The organism is Heliomarina baculiformis (assembly GCF_019966545.1).
Taxonomy (GTDB): Bacteria; Pseudomonadota; Alphaproteobacteria; order Rhodobacterales; family Rhodobacteraceae; genus Heliomarina; species Heliomarina baculiformis.
Genome location: NZ_JAIMIC010000022.1, coordinates 1 through 15,661, shown reverse-complemented (window position 1 = coordinate 15,661; position 15,661 = coordinate 1). Strand labels below are relative to the sequence as shown.

Below are 15,661 nucleotides of genomic sequence, written 5' to 3'. Positions count from 1 at the left end.
TAATCAAGTAGAGAATTTGCGCTATCCCAATCTGTGTCTCGCGGTCAGTAAGACTTTGGAAGTTCTAGCGCTTTTTCAGCAATGAATGATAACAACATCTGCGGCGTCACAGGTACAATGCGGAACAAGAGCGCTTCTCTGACCAGACGCTCCACGTGATATCCCTTTGCGTAACCGAATCCGCCAAAGGTGATCTGTGCGGCCTCGGTCGCCTCAACCGCGGCGTCGGCGGCCAATAGCTTGGCTGCGTTCGCCTCGATGCCGCAGGGCTCCCCCGCATCGTAAAGGGCGGCGGCGTGCATCACCATGAGATTGGCCTATTCCACCCGCGCCCAAGCCTGAGCGAGCGGATGCTGAACGCCCTGATTCTGACCGATGGGCCGGTCGAAAACCACTCGTTCATTGGCATATTGCGCCGCGCGGGTCAGAGCGTTGCGTGCGATGCCGATGCATTCGCCCGCCACAAGGATGCATTCTGGATTCAGCCCATGCAGAATTTGCCTAAACCCTTTGCCCTCTTCTCCGATCAGGTCTTCGCCAGGTATCGGCAACCCGTCGATGAAGACCTCGTTCGAATCGACAGCCTTGCGCCCCATCTTTTCGATCTCTCGCACATCAACGAAATTACGGTTGAGATCGGTATAGAACAGGCTCAGCCCGTCGGTCGGGTTAGTCACATCCTCAAGCCGCGTTGTTCTGGCCAGAAGCAACATTTTGTCCGCCACCTGCGCAGTCTAAATCCAGACCTTTTGACCATGCACGACATACCTGTCCCCCTGTCGCACCGCCATGGTCTTTAGCTTTGTGGTATCCAGCCCCGTCGCCGGTTCGGTGACGGCGAAACAAGCCTTTTCATCACCCGCGATCAGGGGGCTCAGCATGCGCGCGCGCTGTTCATCAGTCCCGAACTTCACCACCGGGTTGAGCCCGAAAATGTTCATGTGGATGGCCGAGGCCCCGCTCGCGCCAGCCCCGGACTCGGCGATCGCCTGCATCATGATCGTCGCTTCAGTGATCCCCAGGTCGACGCCGCCGACCGCTTCAGGCATGGCGATGCCAAGCCAACCGCCATCGGCCATTGCCCTGTGCAAATCATGGGGAAAACCACCGTTGCGATCCCGGTCCAGCCAGTAGTCATCGTCGAATTGTGCACAAATCCGCAGAATCTGGTCGCGGATTTCCTGTTGGCCGGGGGTCATTCTAAATGTCATGGCGTCCCCCTGCCTTCCAGTCTCACGAGTCCTGCCTCACAAAGGGCAGAGATTTGCTCATCGTCAAAACCAAGATCGCTTAGAATACTTCGGCTGTCTGCGCCGGGCGGTCGTCCCAGCCAGCGAAGTTCACCGGGCGTCGCGCTTAGATGCGGGATCGGACCGATGACCTGGGTCTGCTCGCCCTCGACCGATACGATGTCCCCGCGATGGCGTATCTGCTCATTGGTCGTGATCTCCTCGACGCTCAACACCCGAGAGGCAACCGCATCATGTCGGGCGAATACAGCCGTAACTTCTTCAGCGGTGTGCTGCGTGACGAAATCATTGATCGCGTCAAAGACCACCGCCATGTGCTGCGACATCTCGCCGAGTGTCTCGAACCGCGGGTCATCGGCCAAAGAGTCCCCTCCGACCGCGCGCAACAGGCGTCGCGCTGTTTCCGCGCTACCTGCCGAGACGGTCAGCCAAACCCCATCGGACGTGCGGAACATGCCCCCTGGAGCAAAGTCCATCGGCTGGCGCAGCCCGTTGCGCCGCGGCGAAAGGTTAGCACCCGTCAACGCGGGAACAGGATAGTCCATCAATCGAAGCAGCGCTTCGAATACCGCCAGATCGACAACCTGACCCCGTGCTATCCCCTTTTCGCGGGCGAACAGCGCAATCATGATTCCCAATGCGCCCATCAGACCTGTCGAGCTGTCGGCCGCCGGAAATCCGGGGTGCATCGGCGGCCCGTCGGGGAAACCGGTCAGATGTGCTAAACCACTCATGGCTTCTGCCGCACGACCAAACGCAGGTACGTCCCGCATCGGACCTTCCTGTCCGTAACCCGATACGCGCAGAACAATCAGATCTGGGTTCCACTCATGAAGGGTTTCAGGCCCGATACCAGCACGTTCAAGCACGCCCGGTCGGAAGTTTTCGATAAGAACATCGGCACCTTCAACCAATTTGCGCAGGATGTCCCGGCCTTCGCCGGACTTCCAGTCTAGGCTCAGAATCTTCTTGTTGCGGCCCAGCGTCTTCCACCAAACGCCCGCTCCATCCTCTGCCTTGGGCCCGAGGTCGCGCATCATATCCGTTCGGTTGGGTGCCTCGATCTTGATGACATCTGCACCGAAATCCGAGAGCAAGGCTGCCGAAAAAGGTCCGGCAATTACGTGGCCAAGTTCGATGATTTTCAGGTGATCAAGGGGTCCAGGCATTCGTTCTCGCCGCCAGTAATCTAACATTTGTTAGAATAGTAGCCTCGTGGACGGCAAACCTCAAGACTTGAGATTGCGAAATGGGGTCTGATGCCGCAGAGTGCAAAATAGTACGCTACAGCGCTTCGACTTAAGATTGAATAATTTGGTCTCTTTCTGCCCCCTTCGGTTGAGTGCGAGAAACGATAAGCCATGTATCAATCTAAAGTCGAAACGCTTCAGTTATCCAACGAGCGCTATTGAATTGCGCCGTTTGGACCATGGACTCTACTTCGAAACTCCGCACGAGGCACCCTGGGATCGTCGGACTCCCGGAGCTTCGCGACGATCCTCTCCGGTTTTGTTTTTTCTGGGCCATTCCGCTACCCTCAAATTGGCTCGAAATCCTATTTTAGGGAGGATCGTTGCGTCAGGCGGTCGCCGCTAGGCCGTCCGACTGTGCGTCCCGTTTTAGTGGCCGTATCCTGAAAAGGAGCGCATAGAGCACCGGAACCGCGACGAGCGTCAAGACCGAGGCAAAAGCGAGGCCGCCCATGATTGTCACCGCCATCGAGGCGAAAAACGCATCGGGCAGAAGCGGAATCATGCCAAAGATCGTCGTGCCGGCGGCGAGCACCACAGGGCGAAGACGGCTGACTGAGCCGTCGATCACCGCCTTGTAATCGGGCACACCCTGTGCACGTAGAAAATCGATCTCTTCGATGAGAACGATTGCGTTCTTCATCAACATTCCCGAAAGCGACAGGAAGCCGAGCAGGGCCGTAAATGTGAAGGGCAGCCCGGTGAACAGCAACCCCAGGACCATGCCCGTCACGGACATTGGCACCACGAGCCACAGGATGAGCGGTTGGCGGACTTTGTTGAACATCAAAATCGAAATCGTCAACATGACCAGGAAGCCCAGGGGAAGCTGCTTGCCAAGCGACTCCTGAGCCATCTGCGCACTTTCGAATTCGCCGCCCCATTCCATTGCATAACCGTCGGGAAGCGGGATGGATTCGATCTCGGTGCGGACGCTTCGGAATGCCTCATCCGCGGTGAGATCGCTGCGGGCACCGCCGAGGGCGGTGATTGTCCGCTCTCGGTCGCGCCGGTGAATGAGTGCCTCGACAAGACGGGGATCGAACCTTTCGACAAGGTTGGCCATGGGTACATAGGACCCTGCCCCATCGGACCACACCGATAGGTCACGAAGGCGGTCAACTCCGTCGCGTTCGCTCTCGGGAAGCCGGAGATGGATCGGAATCAACACGTCGTCCTCGCGTAGGTCGCCAACGCGCAGTCCGGACGTTCCATAGCGGATGGTATCCGCGATCGCTCCGCGCGTTGCGCCAGCCAGCCGCATTCGTGCCTCATCGACGATGGGTTCGACGAGGATCTCACGCTGCCGCCAATTGGTGCGCGGATTGGTGATGGTTCCTGCCTCCTCGTAAATCCTCATCGCATCATCCGCGAGCTGGCGCAGGATGACCGGATCGGGTCCCGAAAAACGAACTGCAACATCGGCACCGGAGGGCGGTCCGAACACGATCTCTTCGACACGGATCAGAGAGTGGGGGAATTCGGCGGGCAAGTCCTGGTTGAGTCTGCTCGCGATCGTCGCGATCGTTGCGGCGTCCGCAACCCGGACGATGAGCTGGCCATAGCTGGTATCCGCCTGCTCTGGACTGTATGTCAGCATGAAACGGCTCGCCCCGCGCCCGACGAGGGCCGTTACCCCGGTTACGGCATCCTCATCCATGAGAATCCGCTCGAGCCGCTGCATCTCTTCGTCGGTCGTGTTGATATCGGTTCCCTGCGGCATCTGGAACTCAACGTAGAAAATCGGCGTGTTCGAAGCGGGGAAGAAGGCCTGCTTGACCTGTCCGAAAGCCATGACGGACCAAACGGTGATGCCAATGATCGTCAGAACGACCGGAATGCGGACGCGCAGCGCCATCCACAGTATCCCGCGATATGTCGCGTAGAACACGCCCTTGTAGGGATTATCCGAAATGTTTTTGGGGGCCTTGAGCAGCAGCTTGCCGAGATACGGCGTCACCGTGACTGCCAGGACCCAGCTTGTTAGCAGCGAGATGGCGATCACCGCGAAAAGCGAAAACAGAAACTCGCCCGTTGCGTCAGGCGACAGCCCGATACCGGAAAACGCCATGATCCCGATAACGGTCGCCCCCAGCAAGGGGATTGACGTGGCGCTTTCGGTCTCGGCAGCAGCGTCTTCTGCGCTTTTTCCTCGTGCCATGCCGATCACCATCCCTTCTGTGATGACGATGGCGTTGTCGACCAGCATCCCCATCGCGATGATCAGGGCGCCCAGGCTGATCCGCTCCATCTGTATCCCGAACACTGACATGAAGAACAGTGTGGAGAAAACGGTGAGCCCGAGGGTCGCGCCCACCACGAGGCCTGCGCGCCAACCCATGGTCACCATAAGTGCACCGACCACGATCGCGACCGACTGTCCGAGGCTGACGAGAAAGCTTGAAACGGATTCGTCCACCACGACATGCTGCTCGTAGATCGGAATGATCTCGACACCTTCAGGAAGCCCCAACTTGAGCCGTTGAAGCCGTGCTGAAACCGCCTGACCGACTTCGACCACGTTTTGGTCCGTCAACGCGGAAACGCCAAAGGTGAAGGCCGCCGTGCCGTTCTGCCGGATGATCTGGCTGGGCTGCTCGGCCGCCTCGCGGGTCACGCTGGCGATGTCGCTGACAGCGATCTGGCCGACATTTCCGGCCGCGCCCAGCCGCAGCTCCTCTATCCCTTCGGGGCTAATATAGCCCGGCGGAACCGATAGGCCGATCCGGGCAGGACCCTCGGTGATCTCGCCGTTGGTGAATACCTGGTTTTCGTCTGCGAGAATGCCCAGGATCTGGGTCGGCGGAAGCCCCAGCATCTCGAGGCGTGCAGACGGGATCGAGATGGTGATTACCTCTTCGGAGAGGCCCTGAACCTCGACCTTGGCGACGCCATCGACAGTGACCAGCCCGAGCCGCAGCGTCGTGGCCAAATCCCTCTGCTCCGATGGGCTCAGACCTTCGCTCGTCACCGCATAGAACATGCCATAGACGTCGCCGAAATCGTCATTGATGATGGGCGGTCGCGCCCCTGCGGGAAGGTCCCCCTCCACGTCGCTGATGCGGCGGCGCATTTCGTCCCAAACCTGCGGGATCTCGTCCGGGCCATAGGTCATCTCGATCTCGACGGTGATCTGCGCCATGCCCGGCATCGACTTCGATTCCACCCGGTCGAGCTGCTTCATTTGCTGCAGCGCATTTTCGACGACGTCGGCGACCTCCTCTTCAACCTCCAGAGCCGTGGCGCCGGGATACGGCACGAAGATGAGCGCCGTTTTGAGCGTGAAGCTCGGGTCTTCAAGGCGACCGACCGTGTTCAGCCCCCAATAGCCGCCGAGGAGACAAAAGATGATGGTGAGCCAGACCGCCACAGGACGCTCGATGCTCGCTCGTGAGATGCTGAGTGCCATGGTTCTATTCTTGTCCTGTCAAAAAGAACGGGATCAGAGCCCCGAAACTGTCACGGTCTGATTGTCCCTGAGCCGCCACCAGCCACCGGAAACAACCAATTCGTTGCCCTTCAGGCCATCCAGAACGACAATCTCATTGTCGATCGGAAGACCCAAACGGACCGCCCTGCGCGCGACCTGGCCGGACGATTCTTCGTAGATCCAGATGGACGGTTCGGTTCGGCTCGTCGTATCCACCGCCGAAACCGGAACGATCACGGATTGCGAGCGATCTGCTTCAGCGGCGATGGAGATGCGCACATCCGCAGTCATTCCGGGCAGGAGACGCGGGTCGATATCACCCGTGATCGCAAATTCCACGTCGTAGGTCTGCGCCGTCCGGTCGGCATCGGTCGCAAACGAGCGAAGCACCAGAGGCGCGGTGTAACCCGGAACAGCCGGAAAAGTTGCAACGATCTCGAAGGCATCGGGTGCCGACCGCGCAATGGCCGCAAGTTCCTCTGGCAGGGAGATCACGAGCCGCATCTCGCTGACATCCTGTAGACGCGCGACAGGCGCGGTCGACGTGACGTTGACATATTCTTCAACGAAGGTGCGCGCCACAATCGCGTCGAATGGCGCGACGATTTTCGTTTGGGACAGGCGCCGCTCGGCCTCGCGGAGCGCGACTTCTGCCTGGAAGAACTGCGCGCGGGCCGTGTCGAGGCGCGCGTCGGACGCCACGCCACGATCGGCGAGGTCCGAGGCGCGCGCGAGTTCGGAATTCGCCAGGTCGTAGGACGCCTGAGCCCGGTCGACGGCGAGTTCGAAATCGATTTGGTCGAGCTCCGCGATCACCTCGCCCTCGCGAATCGTGTCGCCGGGCTCAACCTCAAGGCGAATGATCTGCCCGGGTATCTGAAACGCAAGGTCCACCGTTCGAGCAGGTTCAACGCGGCCTGCAACGGTGCGAGACTGACTTACGACGCGATTGAGCGCACGGGTCACTTCGACCGTGACTGGTCGCTCCACGCTCGCTGCAGGCCTTGTGTCGACTTCTGCCTCCACGGTGTTCGTCGCGGTCTGGGCCAGCACATCGGTCAGGAACGGCGAAACAAACGGCACGGCAACGGCCGACACGGCCGCTACCGCAATAACAAAAACGATCCGCTTCAAACTTCGTGTCTCTCTATTCGAGTTCATTAATCATGGCCCTCAATTGCTCGATGACGCGCCCCCTGAGACCCGCGCCACCGTCGGGAAGGCCCAGAAGTTTCTGGAACCGAAGTCCCTGGATCGCTAGGACGACAACCATAGCACCCGAAGTGTCTTGTGTGTCGGACAGGATACGCTCAAGGTCGCCGGTCAGTTCAGCCCGTAGCGGATCGAGCAGCCGCGGATCTGACGCGGCAGCCACGAGAATCGCCATCGAGAGGTCGTCATCGACGGCTCTGGCTTGCACGATCGCTTCCAGGTGCCCGCGCAAGGTGCGGGATCTGCGATCTTCCGGGACTGATGCCAGGCGTTCGCGATGTTCTGCGAGCATCTCATCAAGCAGCCCGGCAAGAAGCGCTCTCTTAGTCGGAAAATTGTATAAGACCCCGCCTTTACTGAGATCGGCCTCACGCGCGACGGCGTCGATCGTAATCTTTCCCGCGCCCTCTCTGTGCGCAATTGCCCGCGCAGCGCCGAGGATCCTTGGTGACGCATTCTTTGCCTGCATTTTGGATTGTATGGTCATTATTCACTGTCCATTCGGCAATTTTATTGAGAGATTTGGAGCACTGCCCCGTTGTCGGAAAGCAAGGTCAGTTCAGAGCTCTACTCTATGTCCGCTCCCGTAGAGTCGCAGGAATGCAGTGACTGCATCGGCCGCATGCTTGTCCCACTCGACTGTTCTTTGCACGGCCAGCAGGCGTGGCATCAACAGTCCAGAAACGCAAAGATGTATGAAGTGATCCGCAACACGCGGGGGGTTGTCGATCTCAAGCGCGCCTTCCCGGGAAAGGCGTTCCAGAACTTTACTGATGAGTTCGCGTGCCCGTTTCGGTCCGGCACGAAAATACACCTCCCCGACCTCGGGAAGCATCTCGGTGGCACCGATACACGTCCGCAGAAGGCGGATGTAGGTTTCGTCCAGAACGAGATCGATCATGCGCAGGGCAAGTTTTTCCAACTGGGCGCGCGGCTCGGGACCTGCGGACAAGGGTCGGAGGATCTCTTCCGCAAGCCGACCGCATTCGGATTCCACGACGCTTAGAAACAGCTGCTCCTTGGTCGGGAAATACGAATACATTGTTGCCTTCGACACTTTCCCTTCGGCGGCAATGGCATCGACGGTGGCGCCTTCATAACCGCACCGGAAGAAGACCTCGCGCGCGCCGAACAAAACCTCGGCCATTTTTCTCTCGCGCATCTCGTTCTTCCTGTCCTGTGCAGCATTGCGGGATTTCAAACTTGACTGTACCGTCTAGTCGGTACAGTAGATTGATTTTTATGTGGCGGCAAGCCGCAAACCTGGGCGGATCGTTCGGAGTGAGTGCCGCCTGTCAGGCATACCCAACGCGGCTTTCAATTCGTCATGAGCTTCGGGCCGTGCTCCGTTCGCGGCGCTTTCTGGCGCGGGATTATTCCGCGAACAGGACGGACGTCATCATTCCGCCGAGCGTGCCGTCCCGTCGAAAGCACCCTCCGCCTCCCAGCGGCGTGCAATGGATCCAAGGGTGTCCAGCACACCGCGCAGCTCCGCGCCGCGTTCAGTCAGCCCGTATGTGACAGCGGGCGGGATGGTCATGGCCTGCTCGCGCCAGACCACGCCGGCATGTTCCAGCATTCTCAGCCTCTCAGTCAGGACCCGGGTGGAAATTCCAGGCACCAGCCGTTTGGTCGCGCCGAAACGCTGTGGACCCTGTTCGGACAGAACCCAAAGGATATAGATCGTCCAAGGTCCCGTGATGACACGCAGCAGCGCCTCCATCGGGCAGGAAGCTAGTTGGACGCTTTTCATTGTGGATAGCCCTCGCAGCCCACGAAAGTAAGTTACTTTTAAGTGCCTACTTTAACTGATGAAGTAAGGCACCTAATGATACTACATGGAAACCGACAGCCTAACAACCGTCGAAAACCGGGAGAGCGGCAGTGAGTGACAACGTGGCAAAATATGTCTACTGGATCGCGACCGGCCTTGTGGCATTGGTCTATCTGGGTGCGGCGGCCTTCTACATCTCATCCCACGACATGGTCGCGGGCATGTATCGCGAGGTGTTGGGCTATCCCACATACATCATCTGGCCACTCGCAATTTTGAAGATCGTCGGTGCCGTTGTGATCCTCTGGCGCCCTTCGGCGGTGCTGGCAGATTGGGCCTATGCGGCAATGTTCTGGCATCTGGTGCTCGCCTTCGGGGCCCATGTGGGCGCAGGCGATCCGGGTTGGTCGCCGGCTCTGGCGACCTGGGTACTCCTGATCGTCTCGTGGCTGACCGCCAATCGCGTGCGTGCGGTCAAGTCGGCCTATGCACCGGCAGTTCCGGCAGCGCCAATCTGATCTGCTGCGGAGTTGCCACGGGGGTGCCCATAGCCTCGGACTTGGGTTTAAAAGGACGACAACATGACTGAAAAGCAGCCGACATTGTTTGTTCCCCATGGGGGTGGCCCCTGTTTCTTCATGGACTGGAACCCGCCTGACGCCTGGGATCGGCACCGCAAATTCCTTGAGGACTTGCCTGCGAGCCTGCCGGCAAGGCCCAAGGCGCTCCTCGTGATCTCGGGCCATTGGGAAGAGCGGGTCTTTACCTTGCAGACCAACCCCGCCCCGCCTCTGCTGTTCGACTATCAGGGATTTCCGCAGCATACCTATCAGCTAACCTGGCCCGCGCCGGGCGAGCCCGCGCTGGCGACCCGCGTACGCGCACTTTTAGAAGACGCGGGATTCCAAACCGGGGCCGATGCTGCGCGTGGCTTCGATCACGGGGTATTCGTTCCACTAAAGGTGGCTTTTCCTGAGGCCGACATCCCCACCGTCCAATTGAGCCTGCGCGACGATCTCGACCCCGAGGCGCATCTTGCCGTCGGTCGCGCGTTGGCGCCCTTGCGCGACGAAGGGGTGCTGATCATCGGATCCGGCAATACCTATCATAACATGGGCAAGATGATGCGGGCGATGAGGGGCGGACCGGACGGCCCGGTGAACGGCGGAGACTTTGACCGATGGCTCACGAGTGCGGTGACCCATGAAGACCCCGCAGTGCGCCATGCCATGCTGGCCGAGTGGGATCAGGCGCCCGGCGCACGCGATGCCAATCCGCGCGAGGAACATCTGATCCCGTTGCACGTCGTGGCCGGGGCTGCGCTTGCGGATCGGGGGGAGAAGACCCTCGAGGATCACGTGTTGGGCGCGGTCGAAAGCGCGTTCAGATTTGGATAGGACCAACCATGAGCTTCGAACTTCCCCCGCGGCAGGGCCCGCGCCCCGACACCACCGATTGCGCCCCGCATGAGCAGGTGTCGCAGAACTCCTCGGCAGAGATCCACGCATTTTTCAAGGAGAAGGCCTTCGCCCTGCCCTTCGTCGAGCGCTGCCGGTCGGGCATCTCGGTGCCCGGCGCCGAAGCACTGGTCTTGCCGGTGGCGCATGCCTGCGGCCCGCGTGAAGCCTTCATGATCGGACGCGAATTTGCCCATGTGCATCCCTCCTATGACGGTTCGTCGCACATGATGCTGCCGCTGGCGGCGGTCGATGAACTCATCGCCAAGGGATGGGGCGAACCGCACCCGATGGCGTCGGCCGGACACATCCCGGCAAATGCCGTCATGGCCTTTGCGCCGCGCGATGGGTCAGAGGTCGACGTCATGATCAAAATCCTGACAACGAGCTGGGACTTCGCCCGCGGCAAGCTGGCCAACCCCGCGCAGGTTCACATCCACGGCTGACTCTCTCTCAAAGAACAGGAATACGCCCATGGCAAGCTTTCAGAACGGACCATTTATCGTCACAGGCGCCTCCGGCCAGCTTGGACGCCAGGTAATCGATCAACTGATCGAGGCGGGCGCCGGTCCGATCATCGCGGTCACGCGCAACGCCGACAAACTCGCCGAGTTCAGGGACAAGGGGGTGGATGTTCGCCAAGGCGATTTCAACGCGCCCGAAACACTGGGTCCGGCCATCGCGGGCGGCAAGCGGATCCTGATCATCTCCACCGACGATCTGGAGCCGGGCAAACGGCTCGCGGCTCATTCCAATGCGATCACCGCCGCACGCGAGGCGGGTATCGACCACATCGTCTATACCTCGCTTGCCAGCCCGGTACCCGAAAGCCCCATCACTTTCAGCAAGGATCATCAGGACACCGAGACGCTGATCGAGCAAAGCGGCGCCAGCTACACGATCCTTCGCAACAACCTTTATACGGATATGTTGCTTATGAGCGGACCGCAGGCGATCGGCATGGGGCAGCTCATTGCCGCGGCAGGGGACGGACGGGCGAGTTACGTCACGCGCGCCGACTGCGCCCGCGCCGCCGCTGCCGCGCTGATGAATGCGACCGGCCGCGAGGTGCTGGACATCACCGGGCCCGAATCCATCGGCCAGGCCGATATCGCGGCGCTTTTGTCGGACATCGCCGGCAAGGACATCCCCTACATTCCGATGCCGGCCGAAGACATGGTGCAGGCGATGATCGCAAATGGCCTGCCCGAGTTCATGGCGCGTGTTTTCGTCTCTTTCGACCAGGCAACCGCCGAAGGCTACCTTGATGTGGCCAGCGACGATCTCGAGACGCTCACCGGCAAGTCCGGACAGTCGGTTGCCGATTTCCTGACCGAAAACCGGGCGGTGCTTCTTCGGGCGCCGCAGTAACTATAGAGGCGGACAAAATCATGAAACTCTACAACGCGAATTTCTCGCCCAATGCGCTGCGTGTGCGGGCGGTGGCACACGAACTGGGCGTGGACCTCGAAATCGTCCAGGTCGACATCCGGGCCGGGGACAACCGCGCGGCGGAATTTCTCGCTCGCAATCCCAATGCAAAGGTACCCGTCTTGGAGGACGGGAATTTCGTGCTTTGGGAATCCCGGGCAATTTGTGCCTATCTGGCGGGGCTTCGGCCCGAGGCGGGCCTCTATCCTGAGGGCCGCAAGGCGCGGTCCCTCGTCGATCAATGGACCTGGTGGCAAGCGATCCACCTTGGCCCGGCGATGCAGAAATTGTCCTTTGAGCTGTTTCTCAAAGAGAAATTCGGCATGGGCGATCCCGATCTGACTGTGGTCGAAGCGGAAGAGAAAGCGACCGATCAGTTCCTTGCCGTTCTGGAAACCGGACTCGACGGCAAGGACTGGATCGCAGGCACACTCAGCCTTGCCGACTTCTATCTTGCGACCACCTTCATGTATCGCGATCAAGCCGGGATTTCACTGGACCAGTACCCAGGAGTTGCGAGTTGGATCGACCGGCTTGAAGCGCGTGACAGCTGGCAAAAGGCCATGGCACCGCTTCTAGCGCTCTTTGCCTGACCTCGCGCCCGCCGCGGGTGTTTGGTCGATTTTAATAAAGTCCTCCGACCGGTCTGCCCATCTGATTTCGAAATGAGCCGGAAACGATGCGGCGGTCCTGGGGATGTAGGTGCGACGCCTCATCCCGGATTAATAGAGTTTCCGCGCTAAGGGTATGTATCAGTGGGCTCTGTCAAACTTAACGGTAAACCTTGGTTATGGATCTCGTTTGATTTCTCACCTGAAATTATTGGCCACGCGACATCAGCAAAGGCCTCTTATGACGCCACGTCATGGCGGCTCAAGCACGATTTTTACGTTTACTTGCCCGTTCGAAGGGCCTTCGCAGCCGTGTCCAGACCCTCAGCCATTGCAGAGTAGTAGGCGGCATAATCGGCCACCCGGGCTCGTGGTCCCATCTCAGACGCCGGAATCACCTTCAGGGACTCTTCAATATCCGCCGCGGCACGTCGGGCGCGTGAGGCCGATGCCTCGACCATGTTGGCGAAGGCATTATCGACCACCTGGAAGTAATCTTGCCGGTCGCCTGGCTTAGCAACTCGCTTGATCAATTGCTGGCTTTCCAAAATCCGTACACTGGAACTGATGCTTCCCCGGCTGACCTGCAACGCGTCGGCAAGTTGCCGGAAGGAAACGCGCTCTCCATCATAGAGGAGCATCGCGAGGATGCGGCCTGCGATCCGTGGCAAGCCTTCGGTCTGTGCGATCACGCCGATCTTTTCGATGAAATCCGCCCGCGCCGCTTCGGTAGCGCTTGTCCTGTCGGGCTTGCTCACATCTCGCCTCCCGGTATTCCCCGATGCTGACAAGATAAAGCATATCACCGAATCTTCCAGTATGTTCAGAAAAAATTGAGCGCACTGACGCTGTTTGGGTCCGCGGGATTGGCCGCACGGCGCGCAAAGCTGGTGGTGTCTTTCCAGAAAGCGGGAACATCATGCTTTCGGCTCGTCCCACCCATAGCTCGATATCGTCGAGGTCCCGCATCGCGGTCGCGCATGCATTTTCCATTCTCTCAAGCCAACGCGCCGGGCGCTCAGCTGGTGTCGCGTTGCCCTTAATTGGTGTCGCGTTGTCCTTAAATCGGGTCATCCTCAATCTGTGTGGCGGAGAGGTAGCATTCGTGCTCTGAGCAGTTCCGGGCCTGCTCTACCGTACATTGCTCGTTTGAGGGTCTTCAGCCGGTTGATCTGACCTTCCGCTTGGCCATTGCTCCACGGCATTTCGATTGCGTTTCTGACTGCATCGATATCCCGATGGAGCGTTCGGGCAAAGCGCATGATGGACACCAGGTTGGTGTCGATCGCGTCGTCGATCCAGGCTTGTAAGGGAGCTGCCCGACGTCCGCGAACGACAGTCAAGCCGCATAAGCTGCGGTATCAACGGGGCGCTTACCAATCTTTTCCCCAAGTTGTAATATCTCAGGGTAGTTCTGCCACACAGATTGAGGATGATCCCTTACTCTTGAGATCAAGACCAGCCACCTCGTCGTGAGTTATAGAATGCCATTCTATAACTCACGGATGGGTCAGATTGGAGCGATTGAGCGGGTGACTTTGCCGCTCAAAGGTCATCCTTCCGCCAACCCGGCATCTTCCATCTGCTCCCGATCAGGCAGGTCCTGCAGCGTCTCCAGATCGAAGGCCACGAGGAACTGTTCGGTGGTGACGAAAGTGTAAGGCGCGCCACGCCGGGGTGACCGCGGCCCGGTCCCGATCAATCCGCGCGCGTGCAGCCGCCCGATCAGATCGCGGCTGATCTCCTTGCCGAAGATGTCTTTCAGCCCGTCCCGTGTGATCGGTTGGTGCCAGGCGATGGCGGCCAGCACGGCGACATCGTATTCTCGGAGATCGAGGTCCTGCTCGCCCACATTGGACGCCGCCCGGATCGCGGGCGCATAGGCCGGCCGCGTCCGCAACATCCAGCCACTGGCCACCTTCGTCACTTCGAAGGACCGCCCCTCCAAGTCGGCGGCTAGATCATCGGTCAACATGTCGACCGAGGCCCCCTGCCCCACCACGCGCGCCAAATCCTCGCGTGGCACGGGCGACGCAGAGGCAAAGAGCACCGCTTCGATCCGGCACATCCATTCGCGCCAGCGCTGATCGGCGGTCAGCTCGTCCAGTTCGCGATCCAGCCCCTGATCCGCGTGATCCTTGGTCATGGCTCAAATCCCGTAGAGCCGGAAGGTGTCGCGCCCGGTCAACTCGCGCACTGCACCGAGCGCCACTAGCCGGTCACAGAACCGCCTTGCCGCGCGATCGGACCGCAACGACGTCAGCGCCATTGGTGCGACCGCATCCCGAGTTAAAAACTGCGCCACCGCTTCGTCAGCGCCTTTTGCCCGGAGCTTCGGAGCGACCTCTTTCAAGCGGACCGCGCGGCGGGCGAGGTCGGTGGCCTCCCGTGTTACCTCGATCGCGGCCATCACGATCGCCCGATGGCACGCAAACCGCAGCTCTTCACCCAATTTCCGTAGATCCGCACGTTTCAGGCCGAGCCCGAGGAGTGGCAGAACATGGCTCCACCCGAGCGCTTGTGCCAGAGCCGCATCCGTGAGCAGCACCGCCGCGGTAAGGTCTCGCTGGCGTTCCTCAAACACGGCTTGCAACACGGCAAAGGCACCGGGTACCGGCGCTCCCTGCCCTGCGTGCAGCCACGCCGCGATTTGATCAGTGTCGATATTCGACAGCGCCCTTTGCAAAGCCTGCACTGAGACGGGGCGCTCCATCGCCCGTCGCCAGGAGAGGTAGGTCTCGCCCGCTGGACCCGGGCTGTCGCCTGGCTGCAGGAACGCCACGGCATCGCGCAGGTCCGAAGCGCGATCCGGGCGTCCCTGGCGCGTCACACAAGCCTCCGCGGCACGCAATGCCAGCCGCGCCCGCAGCAAGGTCTGGGGGACGTCGTCCCGGTTCAACACAAGATGCAGGTGGTTCAGCGCGCCGCCCGACAAAAACGCCACATCTTCAAGGGTTTCCGCCCGCGTTGAGGTGACCCAAGACGGCATCCGGAGTAGAGTTTCATGATCGCCAGAGAGGTCAATATGGGCATAGGACATGCCACAAGGCTATCGCACGGCGGCGCTTTCGTCCACAATATGATGTACTAACCGCCCCGCCTTGCCACGTCACGTTATGTCCAATAAGTTTGCCTTATCGGACATAAAAATGATATGCTGGGAAGCATGGGTGTCGTTTTAGTTTCATGGGTGGATTCGGCCGAAATCGCCTCTCTCGTCGAGGAAATTTCCATTTAATCGGTGGA

The 15,661-nt window shown here is 59.9% G+C and carries 14 protein-coding genes and 2 pseudogenes; 5 read left to right on the top strand and 11 right to left on the bottom strand.

Annotated elements, in window-relative coordinates:
* Nucleotides 1–44 precede the first annotated feature (44 nt).
* The 7 genes and pseudogenes from MF268_RS24310 to MF268_RS24280 all read right to left on the bottom strand — a co-directional run bounded on the left by MF268_RS24310 (nucleotide 45) and on the right by MF268_RS24280 (nucleotide 8,895).
* Nucleotides 45–1,199, bottom strand: a pseudogene (locus MF268_RS24310) (acyl-CoA dehydrogenase family protein).
* Nucleotides 1,200–1,207: 8 nt separating this feature from the next.
* Entirely contained in the window at nucleotides 1,208–2,419 is a 1,212-nt protein-coding gene (locus tag MF268_RS24305) for a CaiB/BaiF CoA transferase family protein (RefSeq protein ID WP_238373303.1), read from the bottom strand.
* Nucleotides 2,420–2,828: 409 nt separating this feature from the next.
* Nucleotides 2,829–5,909, bottom strand: a complete 3,081-nt coding sequence (locus MF268_RS24300) for an efflux RND transporter permease subunit (RefSeq protein WP_238373302.1) — start codon at nucleotides 5,907–5,909, stop codon at nucleotides 2,829–2,831.
* A gap of 33 nt (nucleotides 5,910–5,942) precedes the next feature.
* Nucleotides 5,943–7,064 (bottom strand): efflux RND transporter periplasmic adaptor subunit, encoded by a 1,122-nt coding sequence (locus MF268_RS24295; protein WP_238373301.1) that lies wholly within the window; start codon nucleotides 7,062–7,064, stop codon nucleotides 5,943–5,945.
* 13 nt (nucleotides 7,065–7,077) lie between these two features.
* Nucleotides 7,078–7,629, bottom strand: a complete 552-nt coding sequence (locus MF268_RS24290; RefSeq protein ID WP_238373300.1) for a TetR/AcrR family transcriptional regulator — start codon at nucleotides 7,627–7,629, stop codon at nucleotides 7,078–7,080.
* A gap of 72 nt (nucleotides 7,630–7,701) precedes the next feature.
* On the bottom strand, nucleotides 7,702–8,289 hold the full coding sequence (locus MF268_RS24285; RefSeq protein WP_238373299.1) for a TetR/AcrR family transcriptional regulator: 588 nt from the start codon (nucleotides 8,287–8,289) through the stop codon (nucleotides 7,702–7,704).
* Nucleotides 8,290–8,541: 252 nt separating this feature from the next.
* Nucleotides 8,542–8,895, bottom strand: coding sequence for a winged helix-turn-helix transcriptional regulator (locus MF268_RS24280; RefSeq protein ID WP_232237129.1), 354 nt, complete (start codon nucleotides 8,893–8,895; stop codon nucleotides 8,542–8,544).
* A gap of 131 nt (nucleotides 8,896–9,026) precedes the next feature.
* Here MF268_RS24280 and MF268_RS24275 point away from each other — a divergent pair, with 131 nt between their 5' ends.
* From MF268_RS24275 to MF268_RS24255, 5 genes are all read left to right on the top strand, one after another.
* Nucleotides 9,027–9,434, top strand: coding sequence for a DoxX family protein (locus MF268_RS24275; protein ID WP_157802081.1), 408 nt, complete (start codon nucleotides 9,027–9,029; stop codon nucleotides 9,432–9,434).
* Nucleotides 9,435–9,497: 63 nt separating this feature from the next.
* Nucleotides 9,498–10,313, top strand: a complete 816-nt coding sequence (locus MF268_RS24270; RefSeq protein WP_037931959.1) for a DODA-type extradiol aromatic ring-opening family dioxygenase — start codon at nucleotides 9,498–9,500, stop codon at nucleotides 10,311–10,313.
* A gap of 8 nt (nucleotides 10,314–10,321) precedes the next feature.
* Nucleotides 10,322–10,819 (top strand): luciferase domain-containing protein, encoded by a 498-nt coding sequence (locus tag MF268_RS24265; RefSeq protein ID WP_037931962.1) that lies wholly within the window; start codon nucleotides 10,322–10,324, stop codon nucleotides 10,817–10,819.
* 28 nt (nucleotides 10,820–10,847) lie between these two features.
* The gene (locus tag MF268_RS24260) at nucleotides 10,848–11,744 is read left to right on the top strand and encodes an SDR family oxidoreductase (RefSeq protein WP_238373298.1); all 897 of its coding nucleotides are present in this window, start codon (nucleotides 10,848–10,850) and stop codon (nucleotides 11,742–11,744) included.
* A 20-nt stretch (nucleotides 11,745–11,764) separates the two neighbouring features.
* The gene (locus MF268_RS24255) at nucleotides 11,765–12,397 is read left to right on the top strand and encodes a glutathione S-transferase family protein (RefSeq protein ID WP_238373297.1); all 633 of its coding nucleotides are present in this window, start codon (nucleotides 11,765–11,767) and stop codon (nucleotides 12,395–12,397) included.
* Nucleotides 12,398–12,696: 299 nt separating this feature from the next.
* Here the strand turns inward: MF268_RS24255 and MF268_RS24250 are convergent, their stop codons facing one another.
* From MF268_RS24250 to MF268_RS24235, 4 genes and pseudogenes are all read right to left on the bottom strand, one after another.
* Nucleotides 12,697–13,173 carry a GbsR/MarR family transcriptional regulator gene (locus tag MF268_RS24250; protein WP_238373296.1) on the bottom strand — a complete coding sequence of 159 codons (477 nt, stop codon included), beginning with the start codon at nucleotides 13,171–13,173 and terminating at the stop codon, nucleotides 12,697–12,699.
* A 318-nt stretch (nucleotides 13,174–13,491) separates the two neighbouring features.
* A pseudogene (locus MF268_RS24245) lies at nucleotides 13,492–13,752 on the bottom strand (transposase); the annotation flags it as partial.
* A gap of 215 nt (nucleotides 13,753–13,967) precedes the next feature.
* Complete coding sequence (gene scpB / locus MF268_RS24240; protein WP_238373295.1) at nucleotides 13,968–14,561, bottom strand: SMC-Scp complex subunit ScpB; 594 nt, start codon at nucleotides 14,559–14,561, stop codon at nucleotides 13,968–13,970.
* A 3-nt stretch (nucleotides 14,562–14,564) separates the two neighbouring features.
* Nucleotides 14,565–15,455, bottom strand: coding sequence for a DUF1403 family protein (locus tag MF268_RS24235; protein WP_238373294.1), 891 nt, complete (start codon nucleotides 15,453–15,455; stop codon nucleotides 14,565–14,567).
* Nucleotides 15,456–15,661 lie beyond the last annotated feature (206 nt).